Here is a 17,773-nt window from a genome sequence, read left to right on the forward strand (position 1 = left end):
CGTGCGCGGTCTTGCGCGTGTCATTTCCATGCGAAGGTATTTATCCGATCGGCGTTGGATCAATCTGCACGAGGCAGGGCTTGTGCTGACGGTCGGTGTGGATGGTGCATCGCCATGACCTTCAGCGCCTGGGCGCTTGCGCGGTGTTGTCCAGGAACAGCATCTGTGGTGGTGGATGCATCAGGAACTGTTGGTGGGAGATATTCCAGGCGTAGGCGCCCGCCAGCGAAAACGCCAGGCAGTCTCCCGGCGCCAGCGCGGCGACTGGCTGGGCGCGTGCCATGACGTCCTTGGGTGTACACAATTGTCCGACCAGGGTCACTCGTGCATCGCATAGCACTGGCGTCTGCGTACCGCGTAGCACCCGGAATGGGTGATCGTGCCCTTGCGCAGCGGGCGTGCGGAAGTGATGGGTGCCGCCGCGGCCGATGGCGAAATACGCGCCATGGCTGCGCTTGATGTCCAGCACTTCCATCAGGTACCAGCCGCAGGCGGCGCTGACATAGCGCCCCGGCTCCAGGCGCAGGCGCAAATCGGCGCCGTGCGCGCGCAGTAGTGGCGGCAGTCCGGTGCAGAACGCGGCCCAGTCGAACGAGGCTTCTGGTGTGGCATAGTCCACGCCGAAGCCGCCACCGGCGTTCACTATCAACGGCCCCAGTGCGTAGGACTGTCGCCAGCCTTGCACGAGTTGCAAGTAGTGGGCGATCAGCCGCAGGTGCACCTGCGCATCGCGCTGGTGCGACATCAGGTGGAAGTGGAATCCATCCATGCGCAACATTGGACTCTCGCGCAGCAGGCGCAGTGCCGCGTCCAGGTCGAGCAGGTCCAGCCCGAATGGCGACGGCCGCCCGCCCATGACCAGGCGTGTATCCGGCATGTCGGGTACCGCGATATTCAAGCGCAGAAACACCGAAACCGGACGCGGTGCTGACGCGGCGATGTGCGCCAGTCGCTGTAATTCGCTCAGGCTTTCCACATGCACGCTGCAGTTGGGCAGGCTGGTGGCCAGTTGCAGTTCGGTGTCGAGCTTGCCGGGGCCGCCGAACAGCAGTGGCCGTCCTGGCTGGTGGCGGTGCAGCCATTGCAGTTCTCCGCCGGAGGCGGCCTCGAAGCCGTCTACCCAGGGGGCCAATGTGCGTAGCAGCGAGGGTTCGGCATTGGCCTTGGCGGCATAGAACAGTTCGCACTCTGCAGGTAATTGCGTGCGTAATCTCGATACGTGTGCATGCAGTGCGGCCAGGTCGTAGACGTAAGCGCAGATGGGACCATCGGCCTGTGCGCGTAGCTGCGTCAGCGCGGCGGGTAGCGGTGTCGGATCGATGTGCAGGCTCACGCGGCCACCTGTCGTCGCGTCGATATACCGATTGGATTGGGCAAGGCGCTGTAGTCGGCATGGCGGTCGGCGCGTTGCAACAGACGGGTGCATAGGTTGTTCTTGGCCGGTAACGGCGCGCCATCCAGCAAAGCTTCTAATGCCGGCTGTGTGCCGTTGCGTTGTTGCCAGTGCTTGGCGATGTCGCCGACGATCCGCCAGAGTCGCTGCTCGCGATGCGCGTGGCCGTCGGCGAGATGGAAAATCGCTTCGGCCAGGTTATTGACCAGCGCACAGTAGGTGATGCGGTTCCAGCCGCGTTCGGCACTGTAGTACAGCGATTGCCGCGCGGCTTCGGACAGGCCGTGCAGACGTGTGGCAGGCCAGCGCGAGGGCAGCAGTTTGGTACCTTCCAAATCGCGGATCCATAACTGTGTCGGTAGGCCATCGACGCTGCCGATCACGGTGTTCTGCAAATGTGGTTCCAGCACGATGCCGTAGGCGAACCATGCGCTCCACACACCGTCCAGCAGCAGGCGTGCATAGCTGCGAAACCAGGTCGAGGTGGCTGCATCAAGGCTGTCGCCGTGGCGCTGCGCCAGTGCGCGCAACGGCGCGGCGCAAGCCGGCTGGCCGCTCGCGTCGCAGGTGAATAGCGCCCCTGCCACCTGCGGACGCAATCGTTGCCGCTGCGCGGTGGGAATCGTCTGTCGATAAAGCACGCCGAAACTCTCGCCGAGTTCGCGGCAGGCTTGCGTATCGGGATCGAGCGCGGAAAAATCCAGATCGGTGGCCGCTGGCTCCAGCAAGACGTGGAACCCAGGCACGCGCTGCGCCAGCGCGCGCCAGGCCGGTGCCAGCAGGTGGGTCAGCGCCACCGCGCTTTCCAGTTCGTACCACGCGTTCTTGCGCACGCAGTTGGTCAGGCGCACATGCACCGACAGCTTGAGGAAGTAGTCCAGCTCGGCGTGGTAGAGCGTGCGCACCGATGAGGTTGGGCGTAGTCTCAGGCCGCGTTCGCCCAGTGGCTCGATCCAGCCGCGTGCTTGCGCCTGGCGCAGGAGTGGATGCGCCAGGACGCGCTCGGCCTCCCATGGGTGGCAGGGATACAGACCAGCGCTGCCGCTGGCCTGTGCCAGGGTGGCGCGCACGTCCACGCCCTGGGCGCGGTACAGGCGCGGATCGATGCGGAACCAGAACAAAGGGAACTGGCTGCGCGCTTCCGGCGAACAGGCCAGCACTTGCGCTAGCGGCACACCTTCGCGGCTCTTGGGTGTGGGATGAAATGCATGGCCCCACAGCATCGATTGCTCGGCATCGATCAACGCATCGCCACTGGGCATCGCGGCGGCTGCGTTGCCCAGCAAGTGTGTGGTGATGGCGATGCTGTTGTCGCTCTGTGCGAGCAGCGCCAGGTTGGGCGCTTGGCCGTTGCTCAGTTCTTGCAGCAGCACACGCACCAGTGCGGCGGCATCGAGGCAGTGCCAGGGGCGGCCATCGGTTTTTAGATACGGTGCGGAAGCGAAGCGGCAGCGACCTAGTGCGTCGGCATGCGCCAGGCGCACGCACAATGTTGCGCTTGAAGGCAGTTGCAGGCGCAGCCAGCGTTCCTCAGCGCTGCTGCTGCCGGGACGGTCCAAACCACGGTAATCCAGATCGGCCATACCGCGTCCGAGTGCGATTTCGCGTAAATAGCAATTGAGCCAGCAGGTCATCGCGTGTGCTTGCGCCAGGGTGTCGTGCCAGGGGTCATGTATCGGCAACAGGGACATGGAGGTTTCTCCGAACGGATGTGAGCAACAGCGCTGGCGGCAGCGCCAACAGCGCGGCGATGCCAGCGGCGAGGAATGGCGATGCCACACCATGGCCTTGCACCAAGACGCCAGCCAGTGCGCCACCGGCGACGCCAGCGAACTTGCCGGCCGCATCGAAACGTCCGAACAAGCGTCCGGCGTTGTGTCCGCCAGCGATGTCGGCGAGGCTGCGATTGAGGCCGCGCAGGGCCATCCACATGCCAAGGCCGAACAGCAGCCGTGCCACGATCAGCCAGTGGGGCGTGAGCGATGCGCTGTGAAGCAGGCAGGCCAGTGCGAATAATCCCAAGCCTGCAGGCAACGGCGAGGCATTGCGGTCGCGTCCACGCCAGCATGGCAGCAGGATCAGATAGACCAAGTGCGGCAGGCTGTACAGCAGGCCGGCGACAGCGCTGTTGTCGATGCCATGGACCTGCGCATACGGCAGGAAGTATGGAAACGTCACGACCATCGCGAAACAGAACAGGCATTGCGTTGCCCACAGCGTCCATTGCCGTTGTGGCGTGTCCGCGTGCGTTGTGCTTGCGATATTGGTCGGCGCGTTGCGGTGGTGCGGAGGATCCGCTGGCAGAGGCCAGCTCAGCGCGAACGCCAGCAGCGGCAGCAACGCCAGATCGCGGTACAGCGATTGCGCCGGCCCCAGTGCGGTGGCCAGACCGAGCAGGCTGGGTGCGCTGACCATCGCCAGACGCGCGGAGAACTGAGTCCAGTCCAGCGCGCGTGCCAGCGGTCCGTGCTGGGCTTGGGTCGTCAGATAGGCATTGCTCGCGGCCAGCGAGCCGCCGCAGGTGCCTTGTACGACCAAACCGACGATCAGCCAGCCCAGGTTCGGGGCGAAGCCCGCCATGGCGAAGCCCAGCGCCAGCCCCAGTTGCGCGCGTAGCAGCGAGCGCTTGCGTCCGTAGCGATCGGCCAGCCAGCCCCAAGTGCTGGCGGTGAGTGCGGTACACAGGGTGGGCAGCACGTACAGCACCCCGCTCCAGCCGATGGCCGCGCCGGGTGCGAGCTGCTGTAGCACTTGCGGCAGGAACAGCGGCATGCCCAGCGCGGTGAAAGCGGCCAGATAGTGTGCGGCCAGCACGGGAGCGAGGATGCGCTTCATGGTGTGCTCTGCGTCGCGGTCGTCGGCGCGGGTACATGCAGCGCGTCGCGTAGCAGATTGGGCGCGCTATCGCCGTAGAACTTGTTGATATCGGTGGCGCCGGTGAGGTTCTTGCCGAGCAGGCTGCCGGCGCTGAGCAGATACTTGACCGGCAGTCGCGGCGCGGCCAGCAGCGCTTGTGCCGGTGTGGTGTCGATGCCGTCGGCGCGTAGCGCATGCAGGTTGTCGTACAGGCATGCGCGCAAGCGGGTGTATAGCGGCGCGCGCAGCGCTGAGCGCCATTGGGCCAATCCTTCCAGCACGGCTTGCAGGTTCAGTTGCAGGATGATGGTGCAGAACATCCGGGCCAGCGCGTTGTCGTCGTCTACCGCGATGCGCGCATCGCGTGGCGGCCCCAGCGCGGCCAGCGTTGGTCGTTGCGCATGCAGCCGCCAGAGCATCACCCGAGCCGCGTCGTTGTCCTTGAGCAGTAGGCGCGGTGAACGTTCGGGTGCGTAGATCAGCACGCTGTTTTGTTGGTTGGCTTCCAGCGCGATGCCATAGCGCAGCCACAGCCGCAGATGCACCTGGCACATCAGCGAGGCATAACTGTCCCACCACGCGGTCAGGTCGCCGCCATGGAAGCGTTCGGCCAGGTGCATCGCCAGCGGGCGACCGTCGGGCATTGGTGCGCACAGTGCGGCCACCGGAACCAGTGTCGCCTCCGGCAGTGGCGGATAGCGGCGTAGTAGATAGGCGAGATGGCGTGCATCGCCGACATGTCCGGCGTGTGCTTCGTCCACATGCAGGTAGCGTGCAGCCAGCACCGCATCGTGCGCGGCGATGTCGCTTAGCACGCATTCGAACCAGTGTCCGTCGTACAGCGTGGATGGTTTGATTAGCCGCAGGTTGAGTGCGCCGAGGGTGCGCATCGGTACCGGCAGTTTGAGATGGTGATCCGGAAACATCAGTGGGATCACTGTGCGCAGCGATAGCGATGGACGCACCTGTAGCCAGGGTTGTGGTGCGATGATTGCGCTTGCCGGTAAGGGGAAATCCGCCTCGCCCAGGCGTGAGAAGAGCAGGGGATGCACTGGCCATGCGACATGACTGGCGTCCAGTGCCGGATCCAGCCCGAGCAGGCTCGGTTGTGGCCAGAATGACGGTGGTGGCGTGGTCTGCACAATGTGCGCGGACGGCAGCGCTAGCCAGCGCAGGTTGAAACTCGGGCCGAACTCCGGCGCGTAACGCGGCATGTCGGCATCGTCCAGGCCGACTTTGGCACGCGCGGTCGGATAGAAGGGATGATCGCGGTGGCTGGCCAGTTGTTCGCAGCGGTAGGCGCGTTCGTGCGCGTCGCTGGCATCCAGCGCGGCGGCCAGCAGCGGTTGCTGTTGCAGGTAGGCTTGTCGCGCCAGGCGACGCTGACGGACTGCGCAATCAGCCTCCTCGACATAGGCGCGATGGAGTGTCTGCGTTTGCGCGTCGCATCCAGCGCTCATTCGCGCCAGCCATTGGGGCGTGCCGGATTCGAACACGCTGCGTTGCCTCGTGTGCAGGATCCAGCCGTCGCTGCACGCGCTGAGTTCCTGCAGATAGCCTTGGCACCTTAGTGGAAGCCATAGCTCGCCGTCTGGCAGGTGCGCGATGCGCCACCAGATGACCTCGGCGATCGGCTGCGGCCAAGCGGCGAGGACGGCGGGCGGCGGCGTGGCGATGCTGCCGCGGCTGGTGATGCCGTGCAGATCCTCGCGCAGGCAAGCATCGATGATGCGCACGGCAATGTAGTGACGGTCGGCGTCGTGATTTTGATTCATTGTGTTGCTCCGGCGTTGGCATCGATGTGCCATTGCAGCGGCGCTTCGGCGTTGACGAGTGCATGTTGCAGGTCGTCTGTGGTGTCGGCGAGCACGTGCAGCGCGCCCAGATAATCCTTGTTGGAATGGCTTAAGCGGATGTCCTGGCCTGGTTGTCGCAGGCAGCGATAGTGCGTTTCCCATCGCGTGTCGCGGCAAGATTGATCGGCACTGGCGAGTGTCAGAATGCCCTCGCGTTCTGCGACGTAGTAGCGCACTAGCGCATGTTCGCGGCACGCGTGCAGCGTCGGCAGCGGTTGTCCTAGATGCAGGCCGAGCACGCTATCGAACCAGCGCCCACCGAACAGGCGATCGAGCAGAAATTCGCGCCCGTCGCCGATACTGCGATAGTTGATTTCCACCAGGACCGGGCCGTCGGCGGTGAGGATGAATTCGCTATGGCAAACACCGAAGCCGATGCCGAAGGTATGCAATTGCGCCAACGCTTGCTGCACGAGCGGGGTATCGACCGCGCCGCGCCAGCGCGCCTGACATTCGACGAAATACGGCGGTGACGACAGGCGCACATCGAAGCCGCCGAGCGCTTGCAATCGCTGTCCGTCGCCGAGTGTTTCCAAGGTAAATAACGGCCCGTCCAGTACGCTTTCCAGCAAGACGCTGCGTTGTGGCTGGCGCTGCCAGAGCGCGTCAAGATACGTTTGCAACGCAGCGGCATCGGCGCAGTGACGCACGTCCTGGCTGGCGACGCCTTCGCGCGGTTTGGCGATCAGCGGCCATGGTGCTTGCGTCGGTGGCGCCGCGCCCGGTGGCAAACAACAGAACCAGGGTGTCGGTAATCCGTGCGCGCGCAGGCGCTGTCGCATCGCGGCCTTGTTCTTGGCCGCGTAACAGATCGGCCAGTCCTTGCCGGGCACTCCAAGCGCGGTGGCGACCAACGCGGTGCTGGTTTGCAGGTGATCGCTGTTGCTGAACACCGCGCATGGTTGCACTGGCATGGTGTCGAGCAGATCGAGCACGCTGAGCGGATTGAACACGTCGCATTCGAGTACCTGCACTGTCCCGGCCGGCGGGTGATGGTGGAAGTGCTCAAGATGAGCGTGGCCGTGGTCGGTCAGCAGCAAGACCGGCACGCCCAGGCGTTGGGCGGCGGGGAGGAAACCATCGGTCACTGCGCGATGGCAGATGTGGCTGAGGATCAGCAGGGGAGACGCGTGTGAAGTCATGTGTGCTGCTCGTCGAACGCAGGCGTGCGCATGCCTGCGTGGCCGCGAGCGGGCGGACACGGCAGGCGCGCCGCGTCTGCGGCGGGTTGCGAGGTTGCCTAGCGGCGCATCGGGCGCATGCTGGGTCGGGAGAGGACGCGGGGGCGTCCGTTACATCGGCCCGCGTCGTTCGCGGGCGGCACCGCACCGTTACCGTGCGCGGTGTTGCCGTCGCTGATGTCGTGGTACGACGCCGGCGACGATCAGAAGCGGTATTGCAGGCCGAAAGTAACGCTGCGGCCAGGTGCGGGCTGGCGTCCCCACGGACTGGTGTCGATGCCGCGGTACCAGTAGTTGCGGTCCAATAGATTGTTCACTGCCAGCCAAGCGCTGAGCTGGTGGCCGTCGGCTTCGCTGAGCACCCGGCTCACGCGTGCGTTCCACACCCAATACGAGGGCAGCGCGCCGACCGAGGCAATCGCGTTTTCCTGCACGCTGTTGGCGGCATCGCTGAAGGCGCGACTGAAATAGTAACTGGACATCGTGACCGTGGTGCGACCGGATTGGTAACAGGCGCCGAGCGTCAACTGGTTGCGTGAGGTGTAAGGCACGCGCTTGCCGTCGTCATTCCCCGATTGCTGGTATGCGTCCAAATACGCATAGCCGACGTTGAAGGTCAGTGTGGGCAAGCGTGCTGGGCTCCACTGCAGTTCCACCTCGCTGCCCTGGTGGCGGGTTTTGCCGAGGTTGCGGTAGCTGCGCGTGGTGTTGTCGAGCTGGATCTGCTTGTCGAAGTCGATCAGGTAGCCGCCGAACTGCACGTAGGTATGCGCGTTGGGTTGGTAGCGCGCGCCAACCTCGTAGTTCCAGGCCTGCTCGGCGTCGAGGTTGTCGCCGAAGATGATTTGGGTGACTTGCGGCGCGCGCAGCGAGCGTTGTGCGTCGGCGTACACATACCACTGCGGGTTGGCCTGCACGCCGAGAGTTACACCGGGGAGGGCGTCGCTGGTCTTGTTGCGCGTGCGCGCACCGTTGGCGAGGTTGTCGTAATGCGCATCGACCTGTTCGTAGCGCAGCCCCGGGGTGAGGGTGATGCGGTCATTGGCCAGCGCGATGGCATCGCTGATGTAAGCGGCGATGCCATGGTCCTTGAAGCGCCAATCGCGCATCAGGGTATAGACGCCGTCGCGCAGACGGGTAGTGCCGACCAGGAAGTCGATGTCTTCGTTGATCGCCCGCGCGCCGAGTGTCCAGTGTTGGCGCAGTGCGCTGTTACCCATGCTCCAGTGCAGTTGCGGCTCGCTCCCGTAGACGCGGAAGTCGCGCGGTGCGCTCTGCCGCAGTTGCGGCGGCAGGTCCGCGCGCCAGGTCTCGGAGGAATCCTGGCGCAGGCCGACCACGAAGTCGCGGCTGCTGCGCGCGCTGAAGTTGCTCCACTCCAGACGCAAATCCTGCAACGGCCCCAGGTCGCCGAAGTCCTGTTGATAGACCAGCGAGGTGCGGGTGGTGCGTCCGCTGAAGGTATCCAACGGGCGTGTGGATTGGCGTGGGTTGTGGCGGTAGTCGGCCGGTGCCAGCGCACCGGCGAGGTCCATGTCGGCGACGTAGCGCTGTACGCTGGCCTTGAGCAGTTTGTCAGGCGCCAGCCACCATTGCGTGCGCAGGCGCAGGTTCTTGATGTCGGTGGCGCTGTGGTCGCGCCAGTAATCGCCCTTGGTCCAGTTCGCGTCCAGTTGCAGGCCAACGTGGTCGTTGGCATAGCCGCCGGTGCTGATCGCGCTGTTGCCGAGGAAATGTCCAGCGCCGCCAGCTGTGAGGTTTTGTTTCAGTAAGGTGGTCCATGTGCTGGGAATGTCTGGACTGATCAGATTGATGACGCCGCCGACGTTGTTGGGGCCGTACTGCACTGCCGCGCCGCCGCGCACGATATCGATCCGGTCGATCTGGTTCAGGTCGACCGGGAACAGCGATAGGCTGGTTTGCCCGTAGGGTGCCAGTGCCAACGCAATGCCATCTTCCAGCACCTGCACCCGACCGCTGCGGCTCTCGTACAGGCCGCGCAGCATGATCTGCGGCAGCGCGCCGGTTCCGGTCTCGTCGAATATCTTGATGCCCGGTACCTGCTGCAGCGCGTCGTCCAGCGAGCGGTTGGCGAAGCCGCGCAGTTGCGCGTTGTCGATCAGCTGCCGGCTGCCGGCATAGTGCTGCACGTCTTCGGCGCTGGCGCGGCCGAGCAGGTTGCCCTGTACCTGTACTGCATCGAGCTGCTGGATCTGCGTCTGTGCGTCGTGCATCTTGTCGAGGTCCTGCGCCTGCTGCGCGTATCCGCTCGATGGGGCGAGTGCGATGGCGATGGACAAAAACGCGGGAGGAAATGCCGTGCTCATGATGAAGACGTCAGGAGGGCGCTCAGTGATTGCGTAGATCGGTCGCGTGCTGCCGCAATGCGGTTTGTAGCAGCGCGCGATCTTCGCCAGCGAACAACCATTGCAGATCCGCTTGCGCTAGCCAGTGTCGGCGTTGCGCTGCATCGCGTGGATTGGGGCAAAACGGCACGTTGGCGTCGCGGCAGGTGGCGGCGATTGCCAGCAGATGCGCCCAAACCTGCGGATGGGTTGGCTGCGGACCAAGCCCCAAATCCAGCGCCAGGTCCAGCGCGCCTTCCATCACCAGCGACACGCCGGGGACCTGCAAGATCTGCGGCAGAGCATGCACGCCCGCCGCGCTTTCGATCATCGGCACCACACGCACGCTGCTGTGGGTACGTTGGAGATAGTCGGTCAAGCAGACGCTGCCGAAGCCGGTGACGCGCCCGCCGCTGATGCCGCGTCGGCCATGCGGCGGAAAGTGCGCAGCGGCCACGGCACGCTCGGCTTGTTCGGCGTTTTCTAGTCCAGCCAACACCACGCCGCGGGCACCGGCATCGAGCACCCGGCCGATCAGCTTGGCATCGACCTCCGGTACCCGCACCCACGCTTCGCAGTTGCCCAGTTCGCAGGCGCGGATCGCGTGCTCCAGTTCCGTCGGCGAGCGCAGGACATGCTCCAGATCGAGCACGGCGAAGTCGTAGCCGACATGGCCGAACATCTCGCACAGCAGGGGGCTTGGGATGGAATTGAGTAACCCGATCTTGCAGGCCATGGGGGAAGGCGAGCGGCAGTGGGAAAGAATCCCTACTCTCTCATAAACGATAACGCTTATCAATATGATTGGCTTTTATGAAAGCCCCGCCGGCGATTTCTGTGCGCCATGGTCGTTTGTCTGCGTGGGCGGACATCGGCTTTGTGGCAGATTGAGCGCAGCCCGGTGCATGCGTGTGCGATGGTGTGATGCTTCCAAGGCTGCGGGCAGGCGGCTCCCAACTCCGGTTCTGCTTGTCCAGGTCGGCTCAGCCCCTGGCCTCAGTGCGTTGCCTTGCGCAATGCCCGATATGGCGGTGTCGCCATCACCATGTCCGCCAGCGAGTGGGCCAGCTCGCGTTCTGCCATCACGGTGCCATCGGCGCCATGGTCGAGTAGGTGCTTGACCTCGGCATCGCTGTGGGCGCGCGCCAGCAGGGTCAGCTCCGGGTTCAGTGCGCGCAGCTTGACCAGCGCCTCGCCGGCTTCTAATGGCTGCGGGATCGCCAGAATCGCGATTGTGGCCTTTTCCGGGTGCGCCTCGGCCAGGACAAGGTCGGCGGTGGCGCTGCCACGAATGCCAGGGAGGCCGTCGGCATGGGCGCGCTCCACATGTTCGCGGTTGTCGTCGACCACCAATACCGGTACGCCATAGGTGCGCAGCACTGCGGCCAGCGTGCTGCCGACCCGGCCGTAGCCGATCACGATGGCATGTCCGGCCACGTCCAGGGATGGGCCGGGGGGCAGTTCCGGTTCCGGCGTGACCGGTGCCTGTGCGGCCTGACGTGCCTGCCACCGGTCCAGCCAGCTGAACAGCAACGGATTGGCGATGATCGACAACAGTGCCCCGGCCAGAATCAGATCGCGCCCGTTCTCCGGCAGGATCGCCAGGCGCATCCCCAGGCCGGCGAGAATGAAAGAGAATTCGCCGATCTGCGCCAGGCTGGCGGAGATGGTCAGGGCGATGCGGGTGGGGTGGCCGAATGCGCGCACGATCAGGAAGGCGGCCAGTGACTTGCCCACGGTAATGATCAAGAACGTCACCAGCACCTGCCATGGATGTTCGAGCAGAATGTGCGGATTGAACAGCATGCCGACCGAGACGAAGAACAGCACGGCGAACGCGTCGCGCAGCGGCAGCGAATCGCTGGCGGCCTTATGGCTGAGCTCGGACTCCTTCAGCAGCATGCCGGCGAAGAAGGCCCCCAGCGCGAACGAGACCCCGAACAGCGTGGCCGAACCGAACGCCACGCCAAGTGCGATTGCCAGTACCGACAGCGTGAACAATTCGCGCGAGCCGGTCGCGGCTACTTTCTCCAACGCCCATGGAATGACGCGGCGGCCCACCAGCAACATCACCGCCACGAACGCTGCCATCTTCAGCACAGTCAGGCCCAGTGTGTCGAGGACCGAACCAATGTCGGCGCCTTTGTCGCCCAGGGCATCGGCCAGCGCGGGCAACAGCACCAGCGCCAGCACCATCACCACATCTTCCACGATCAGCCAGCCGACCGCGATGCGTCCGCGCTGGGTTTCCAGCAAGCGCCGTTCCTCCATCGCTCGTAGCAACACCACCGTACTGGCGACCGACAGCGCCAGGCCAAATACCAAGCCGTGCAGCGTCGGCCAATGCATGCTGTAGGCCAGGCTCCAGCCGAGCAGGGTCGCGACCGCGATTTGCGCCAGCGCGCCGGGGATCGCGATCCATTTCACTTCCAACAGGTCTTCGAGCGAAAAGTGCAGGCCGACCCCAAACATCAGTAAAATCACTCCCAGCTCGGACAGCTGATGCGCCAGCCCCTGGTTGGCGACGAAGCCGGGAGTGAACGGCCCCACACAGATGCCGGCCAGCAAATAGCCGACCAGCGGCGAGAGTTTGAGGCGGTGGGCGAGCGTGCCGAGCAGGAATGCCAAGCCGAGCCCGACCGCGATGATGTCGATGAGGCCGGTGTCGTGGTTCATTCATATTTTTGCAACAGAGAGTGCCATTGAGTGTCGCCGATGCGGCTGTGGTCGGCAAATTGGTAGGTGGCGGGTGGGGTGCCGCACGCGTCGCATCGCGCACCGCCTGGGGTGCTGAATGGCGGGGCTTCTCGGCTGTTCATGGCCCGAATTGTGGGGGCGCGGCTTGACCCATTGTGCGGTGCGCGTTGCAGGGCGTGGTGGTTGCGACAGTGTGTGGTGTGTATGGCGTCATTGACCGCAGCTGTGGCTCTACTGGGATGGCAGCGGTGTTAATGCTGAGAACCTCATCGCATGCACCTGCCGGTCTTCTGCAACTCCCTGTCAGGAAAGACATTACAGGGTTTTGTAGGGGGTAAAATGTCTACTGGTTTGCGCGATGCTGTCGTGTATGTTTGCGCCAATTCGGAATACCGCCAGGACCAATGTGGCATGGCTAGATTAAAAAATTTCGCGAATGGAATCTTGCTGAGCGCCATTTACTGCGCGGTCTATCTGGCGGTGTGGAATCTGTCGTTGGACCAATGGTTCCTGCCGGCTGGTTTGCGCGCGGCTACGCTGCTGTTCGTCCCGTTGCGACTGTGGCCCTATCTGCTGCTCGGCGACGCGGCAGCGTTGCTGGTCTTGCGCGCACCGATGATCGATCAGGGCGAGAGCGCGACATGGGTGTTTCTCAGTCCATTCCTGCTGATGCCGATGTCGGCGATACTGCCGCTGTGGTTTCGTCGGCGCGTCCCGGATAGGTTGGTATGGCAGGAACGTCTACTGCTGGTCGTCCTGGCGATGTCGTTGTGGGGCGTGTTGGTCAACAAGGCGTTGAACTGGCTCTTCGACGGGCCTGCAAACTACATTAATCTGGAGAATGCCCTGAAATTCTGGATAGGTAACTATCTGGGCATTCTTGTATTCGTACTGCCTGCGCTGCTGTGGGTGCGCCGTGAAGGTCCGATGCTGGTGTCACGCCGTCTCATCCATGATGGTTTGATCGCGGCGGTCCTGATCGTGGCCTTGTATTGCCTGGCGATGAATACGCCTGCCGGCGTGGTGCGGCAATTCTTGCTGGTGCTGATGATCGTTCCCGGTTTCTGGCTGACGCTTTCGCATCATTGGCGCGGTGCCGCGATTGGTATCGTGCTGGCCGACATCGCGGTCGCGATGTCTCTGCCCAAGGTGCATCGTATCGGTGCCTTCGATTTGGATACGTTCTACGTGCAGATGCTGGTCGCCTTCGGCAGCACCACTTTGTTCATCCTCGGGACCAGGATCTCCGGTGTGCTGGATCTGGCTCGGCGGCTCGGGTTTGCCGAGCAACAGGCGCTGCAGGTCGCCCAGGCCAGCTATATGTCAGCCGAACGCACCCTGCGTAATCGGGTGATCGAATACAGCGATATTCACATCCACATCAATAAGCTGCGCCGTGACATCGCGATGTCGTTGAAGCAGCACGGTCACTACGCCGCGGCCATGGAGATGAACCGCACTGGAGTCATCCAGGCGCAGTTGCTGGACGATTATGTGGCTGCGCTGTATCCGCTGGAAATCGAAACGCATGGTCTATACGGAGCGCTGGATTCCCTCGCGTTCGCCAATTCGTGCGATACCGAAGTGGAGAAGCGCTTGCGTGGCGATTCGCGGAGCCTGTCGATTGGTTTGCAACTGGCCGCCTACCGCTGCGTGTTCAACGCAATGGAGCTTTTGCCCAGTGCAGGACGTCATCGGATTGCTGCAAGGGTGTGGACGGCCAATGGCCGGCGCGGGGTCATGTTGAGTATTGAGGCTGACCCCAGCATGCCGGGAGGCAAGACCACGGAGCGTCATGTGGGTGAGATCGAGGACGAGCTGGCCAACCGGCTCAAGGCTCATGACGGCTCCTGCCGGCGCCGTCATGAGCGCAAACTCAGTTTTCTGGTATCCGAACCACTGGAGAAGCTGGTTATTTCTTGATGGTGACAGTCCAGGCGTCACCGTGTGCGCCATTGGCGACCTGGACAGTGAAGTAGCGGGTATTGCTGACGACTGTGCCATTTAGTTTGTCGAATTTCTCGACAGTTTTCACCTCATCCACGTCTTTACCCATCGGTGTCACCCACGCGATGTCGTTAACGCGCGCGATCGCGCCGCGCACCTGGCCGGTGGCGTCGTTGATCTGCAGGTATGTCACGCCATTGCGCTCGAATTGATAGATGCGCACGGATGGGTTGTTGGAAAGATTAGCCGCCGCAGGTGCACTCTCGCCGAAACCATTCGTGGAGATTGGAGAACCATTTCCACCTCCTGGGCAGCAACTCTGCGCATCGGCAGCGACAATCAGTGCCGAGAAAAGGACGATGCTCGAGGCAATCAGGACGGTTTTCGAAGTTTTCAACATAACTATTTCCTTGCCCCATTGGGGAGTTTTTGCCTGTCATTCAGGCGATTAAACATTACGCGAATCGCACTAAAAGGCCGTCGACAAGTAATTGGCGGCGCAATACTTGTGATATGAGCCATCATTTATTGAGATGTGCATCTACTCATTTATGATGTGTCGCGAAATTTCGCGTAAAAAATCCAGGAATTATCAGCTCTGAAAATATCGCTGCTGTCTTGCGGGAAATTCAGGGGCGGTGTCTGCGGCAGGGGGTATTGATGGAGCCTCTGCAAAATCCTCGAAAATTCGGTTTGAATTGCTCAGGGTTTTCGGGGCATCTCATCGCATGGAAAATGGCAAGTTCGCAGGTGTGTGCGAACAGCAAGCCGTATAAGGATGAATTCGAAAGACAGGCGGCCTGTCAGGTGGCCGATCCCGAATTCAAGGTGGTGGAGGTGGCCGAATGATTAGGCGCGAGAGTGTGCAGCGACGCTTGGCTCGGTAAGTTCGGTAAGTCCGGCATCGTGCAGCGGGCCGAGCGCGATCAATGCGCTAAGGTTCGGCACCTGAAGGCGGAGTGATGCCGTGTCGCCGAGGAGCGCGACATCTAGAATGTGTCCCATGGACTGGTGTGCAGCATGAGTCGTCGCGGAAACTGCCGCGACACTACATCCGTGCAGAGCTTCTTCGGCCTGCTCAACGGTTCGCGGATGAGCCGAGTGATCTATCCAACGCAGGATGACGCATGTGCCGCCGCGTTTGACGACATCCAGATGTTGTACAGCCCAAACGCCGCCGCGGTTCTAACAGCGACCGATCGCCTGTAGCGTGTGAGCGGCGCGACGCGCAGCCAGGGTCATGAGTGCCTATAGAACCCTGGGCGATTCAATGCGCGGTTATTTAGAGTCACTAACAACACAACGGTATCGCTGCCGGATCGGTACGCGCAGTGCTCGAAATCCGCATGTGCCGCTGAACACGGCGGTTCCTGTGCGCTGTGCGTACCGATTCGAGAGTGACTTGCGATGTGTTGTCAGCCACTGTTCGGGTTGATGCAGTAACTCAGACAATCATCGGGTTGAGTCGATATTTTCTTGCAGGGAGTGCTTGGTCGCGCGTGGGGAGAGCAAAGCGTTGCGTATTGCTGGAGGAGACGGCGATTGTGCTCAGCCGCGCCGCCACCAGCGCAGACTGTAGGCGGGGAGGGTGTCATCCCAGTCCGCCAGCGTTGCAGGATCGTTGCCGCCATCGGCGATGGCCTGCCATATGCCCTCGCCGGTGATCGCCGTCAGTTTCACCGCCACAGGTTGTGCGCTGAAGTTGTAGATGGCGAAAAAATCCTCGCCGCGGGCGAGGCCAAGCAAGGCCGGATCGCGTAGCGGCACAGCGCGCAGCGGCTGGTCGGCGGCCAGGGCCGCAGTGCCCGCGCGTGCATCGATCAGGCGACGCAGTCGGGAATAAACCTGCCCAGCAAGCTGATTGCTGTCATGGCGTTGCGCGGCACGCGCCCAGTCCATCATCGGGCGATGCAACCAGCGGCCTTCATGGTGGCGCAGCGGATCCTCGCGGTAAGTCGTGTCGTTACCCAACGCCAGTTCGTCGCCCATGTACAGCAGTGGAATGCCGGGCATCGCCAGTGCGACTGCATAGAGCAGCACCAGGCGGCGCACGGCCAGTTCCAGTGCGGCGATATCGCTGGCGGCCAAGGCTGCTTCGATACCGACCAATGCCGCGCTCATGCCGTTGCTGCCGTGCACGCCTTCGCCACTGCTCTGGAATGCTTCGCCGCGCGCATAGCTGCCTGGGAGTTTGCCGGCGTAGAACTGCGCCACGCGTGTCAGCGCGAACGGTGCCACGCCATCGCCGCCAGCGGCTTCGCGCTGCAGCACATTCCAGCCGATGTCGTCGTGGCAACGCACGTAGCTCAGCCATCCGCAGGCCGGCGGCAGTGTGGGCGTATGCGCGATCGCGTTGTGCACGATGTCGCCGCGTTGCTCGGCCAGCGCCACCCAGCAAGCGGCCATCAACGTGCTGTGGTAGGCCAGATGGCACTCCTGGCCGCCAGTGGCGGCGGTGCCGAAGTAGGGTGGGAGTTGCGCCATCGGCACGATGGCCTCGGCCTTCAGTAGCACTGCTGGGGCGAGAATGTCGGTGAGCGCACGCAGTGCCTGCAAAATCGTGTGCGCTTCCGGCTGGTTCATGCAGTCGGTATTTGGGCGTTTCCACAGGTAGGCGGTGGAATCCAGGCGGAACACCTCCACACCCAGGTTGGCCAGGTGCAGCAGTGCCAATGCCATTTCGCCGAAGACCGCTGGATTGCTCCAGTCCAGATCCCACTGGTAGGGATAGAACGTGGTCCACAGCCAGGCATTGGCGTCTTCCACCCAGGTGAAGTTGCCTGGCGCGGTATGCGGAAATACCTGCGCCAAGGTCTGTTCGTAGCGGTCGGGCGTGCCACGGTCGGGAAAGTGGTGGTAGTAGTCCAGGTAGCATGAGTCGCCGCGTTTGGCCGCCAGTGCCCAGGGATGGTCGTCGGCGGTGTGGTTGAGGACGAAGTCGGCGCACAGGCTGATGCCGGCCTGGCGTAGGCGTGTGGTGAGTGCGATCAGGTCGGTGTTGTTGCCGAGTCGCGGCTCGACCTGGCCATAGTCGCTGACCGCGAAGCCGCCATCGTTATCGCCCGCGCGCGCGCGCAGGAACGGCAGCAGGTGCAGGTAGCGGATGCCTAGTTCCTGTAGATACGGTACACGTTCGCCCACTCCGCTCAGGGTGCCGGCGAAGCGGTCTACATAGGCGCTGTAGCCGAGCATTGCCGGTGTGCCGAACCAGTCGGGTGCGCGCTCGACATCCAGCCGGCGCAGGTCCAGTGGACGTGCGTTGGCGGCGTTGGCGAGTTGTTCGAGCCACTGTGGCATCCATTGCGCAAACGCTGGGTGCTTGCCGTAAAGCGCGTGCAATGGCGCCAGTAGGCGCTCGCCGTGTAGTTGCAGGCGCGGCAGCACTGTCGCGGCGACATCCGCGTGGAGGTGTTGCTGCCACAGTGTGTGGGCGGCGAGAAGGGGAAGCGTGTCGGGAGAGGAAACAGTCATGGGAGTGAGACCGCGCCCCGTGCGGGG

The 17,773-nt window shown here is 63.2% G+C and carries 12 protein-coding genes; 2 read left to right on the forward strand and 10 right to left on the reverse strand.

Going from position 1 to position 17,773, the window contains the following annotated elements:
- Window positions 1–121 precede the first annotated feature (121 nt).
- The 8 genes from XALGPE39_RS03700 to ybaL form a co-directional block, all read right to left on the reverse strand.
- Window positions 122–1,333 carry a type III PLP-dependent enzyme gene (locus tag XALGPE39_RS03700; protein WP_045727039.1) on the reverse strand — a complete coding sequence of 404 codons (1,212 nt, stop codon included), beginning with the start codon at window positions 1,331–1,333 and terminating at the stop codon, window positions 122–124.
- A complete protein-coding gene (locus XALGPE39_RS03705) occupies window positions 1,330–3,084 on the reverse strand; it encodes an IucA/IucC family protein (protein WP_045727040.1) in 1,755 nt (584 codons plus the stop codon). Before XALGPE39_RS03705 ends, XALGPE39_RS03700 begins: the two co-directional genes overlap by 4 nt.
- Complete coding sequence (locus tag XALGPE39_RS03710; protein ID WP_045727041.1) at window positions 3,062–4,228, reverse strand: MFS transporter; 1,167 nt, start codon at window positions 4,226–4,228, stop codon at window positions 3,062–3,064. Before XALGPE39_RS03710 ends, XALGPE39_RS03705 begins: the two co-directional genes overlap by 23 nt.
- Window positions 4,225–6,024: an IucA/IucC family protein gene (locus XALGPE39_RS03715; RefSeq protein WP_045727042.1), complete on the reverse strand. Its 1,800-nt coding sequence runs from the start codon at window positions 6,022–6,024 to the stop codon at window positions 4,225–4,227. The genes XALGPE39_RS03710 and XALGPE39_RS03715 overlap by 4 nt, the downstream gene beginning before the upstream one ends.
- The gene (locus tag XALGPE39_RS03720; RefSeq protein WP_045727043.1) at window positions 6,021–7,247 is read right to left on the reverse strand and encodes a carboxylate--amine ligase; all 1,227 of its coding nucleotides are present in this window, start codon (window positions 7,245–7,247) and stop codon (window positions 6,021–6,023) included. Before XALGPE39_RS03720 ends, XALGPE39_RS03715 begins: the two co-directional genes overlap by 4 nt.
- A 242-nt stretch (window positions 7,248–7,489) precedes the next feature.
- Complete coding sequence (locus tag XALGPE39_RS03725; RefSeq protein ID WP_235429857.1) at window positions 7,490–9,520, reverse strand: TonB-dependent siderophore receptor; 2,031 nt, start codon at window positions 9,518–9,520, stop codon at window positions 7,490–7,492.
- A 115-nt stretch (window positions 9,521–9,635) separates the two neighbouring features.
- A complete protein-coding gene (locus XALGPE39_RS03730; protein WP_045727045.1) occupies window positions 9,636–10,367 on the reverse strand; it encodes an aldolase/citrate lyase family protein in 732 nt (243 codons plus the stop codon).
- A 260-nt stretch (window positions 10,368–10,627) separates the two neighbouring features.
- Window positions 10,628–12,307 (reverse strand): YbaL family putative K(+) efflux transporter, encoded by a 1,680-nt coding sequence (ybaL, locus tag XALGPE39_RS03735; protein WP_045727046.1) that lies wholly within the window; start codon window positions 12,305–12,307, stop codon window positions 10,628–10,630.
- 432 nt (window positions 12,308–12,739) lie between these two features.
- Here ybaL and XALGPE39_RS03740 point away from each other — a divergent pair, with 432 nt between their 5' ends.
- The gene (locus tag XALGPE39_RS03740) at window positions 12,740–14,251 is read left to right on the forward strand and encodes an MASE1 domain-containing protein (protein WP_082061816.1); all 1,512 of its coding nucleotides are present in this window, start codon (window positions 12,740–12,742) and stop codon (window positions 14,249–14,251) included.
- On the opposite strand, the gene XALGPE39_RS03745 is transcribed toward XALGPE39_RS03740, so the two are convergent.
- Window positions 14,241–14,675: a hypothetical protein gene (locus XALGPE39_RS03745; protein WP_045727047.1), complete on the reverse strand. Its 435-nt coding sequence runs from the start codon at window positions 14,673–14,675 to the stop codon at window positions 14,241–14,243. The two genes, XALGPE39_RS03740 and XALGPE39_RS03745, sit on opposite strands and share 11 nt — an antisense overlap.
- Window positions 14,676–14,935: 260 nt before the next feature.
- Here XALGPE39_RS03745 and XALGPE39_RS15460 point away from each other — a divergent pair, with 260 nt between their 5' ends.
- Window positions 14,936–15,124: a hypothetical protein gene (locus XALGPE39_RS15460; RefSeq protein ID WP_152624811.1), complete on the forward strand. Its 189-nt coding sequence runs from the start codon at window positions 14,936–14,938 to the stop codon at window positions 15,122–15,124.
- 699 nt (window positions 15,125–15,823) lie between these two features.
- Here XALGPE39_RS15460 and XALGPE39_RS03760 read toward each other — a convergent pair.
- Window positions 15,824–17,746: an alpha-amylase family protein gene (locus XALGPE39_RS03760; protein ID WP_082061817.1), complete on the reverse strand. Its 1,923-nt coding sequence runs from the start codon at window positions 17,744–17,746 to the stop codon at window positions 15,824–15,826.
- Window positions 17,747–17,773: the final 27 nt, after the last annotated feature.

The organism is Xanthomonas sp. GPE 39 (assembly GCF_000963005.1).
Taxonomy (GTDB): domain Bacteria; phylum Pseudomonadota; class Gammaproteobacteria; order Xanthomonadales; family Xanthomonadaceae; genus Xanthomonas_A.

Coding starts and splice junctions, on each gene's coding strand:
- XALGPE39_RS03760 (WP_082061817.1), bottom strand. CDS start 17,746: ATGACTGTTTCCTCTCCCGACACGCTTCCCCTTCTCGCCGCCCACACA.
- XALGPE39_RS03745 (WP_045727047.1), bottom strand. CDS start 14,675: ATGTTGAAAACTTCGAAAACCGTCCTGATTGCCTCGAGCATCGTCCTT.
- XALGPE39_RS03720 (WP_045727043.1), bottom strand. CDS start 7,247: ATGACTTCACACGCGTCTCCCCTGCTGATCCTCAGCCACATCTGCCAT.
- XALGPE39_RS15460 (WP_152624811.1), top strand. CDS start 14,936: ATGGAGCCTCTGCAAAATCCTCGAAAATTCGGTTTGAATTGCTCAGGG.
- XALGPE39_RS03710 (WP_045727041.1), bottom strand. CDS start 4,228: ATGAAGCGCATCCTCGCTCCCGTGCTGGCCGCACACTATCTGGCCGCT.
- XALGPE39_RS03705 (WP_045727040.1), bottom strand. CDS start 3,084: ATGTCCCTGTTGCCGATACATGACCCCTGGCACGACACCCTGGCGCAA.
- XALGPE39_RS03715 (WP_045727042.1), bottom strand. CDS start 6,024: ATGAATCAAAATCACGACGCCGACCGTCACTACATTGCCGTGCGCATC.
- ybaL (WP_045727046.1), bottom strand. CDS start 12,307: ATGAACCACGACACCGGCCTCATCGACATCATCGCGGTCGGGCTCGGC.
- XALGPE39_RS03725 (WP_235429857.1), bottom strand. CDS start 9,520: ATGCACGACGCACAGACGCAGATCCAGCAGCTCGATGCAGTACAGGTA.
- XALGPE39_RS03730 (WP_045727045.1), bottom strand. CDS start 10,367: ATGGCCTGCAAGATCGGGTTACTCAATTCCATCCCAAGCCCCCTGCTG.
- XALGPE39_RS03740 (WP_082061816.1), top strand. CDS start 12,740: ATGGCTAGATTAAAAAATTTCGCGAATGGAATCTTGCTGAGCGCCATT.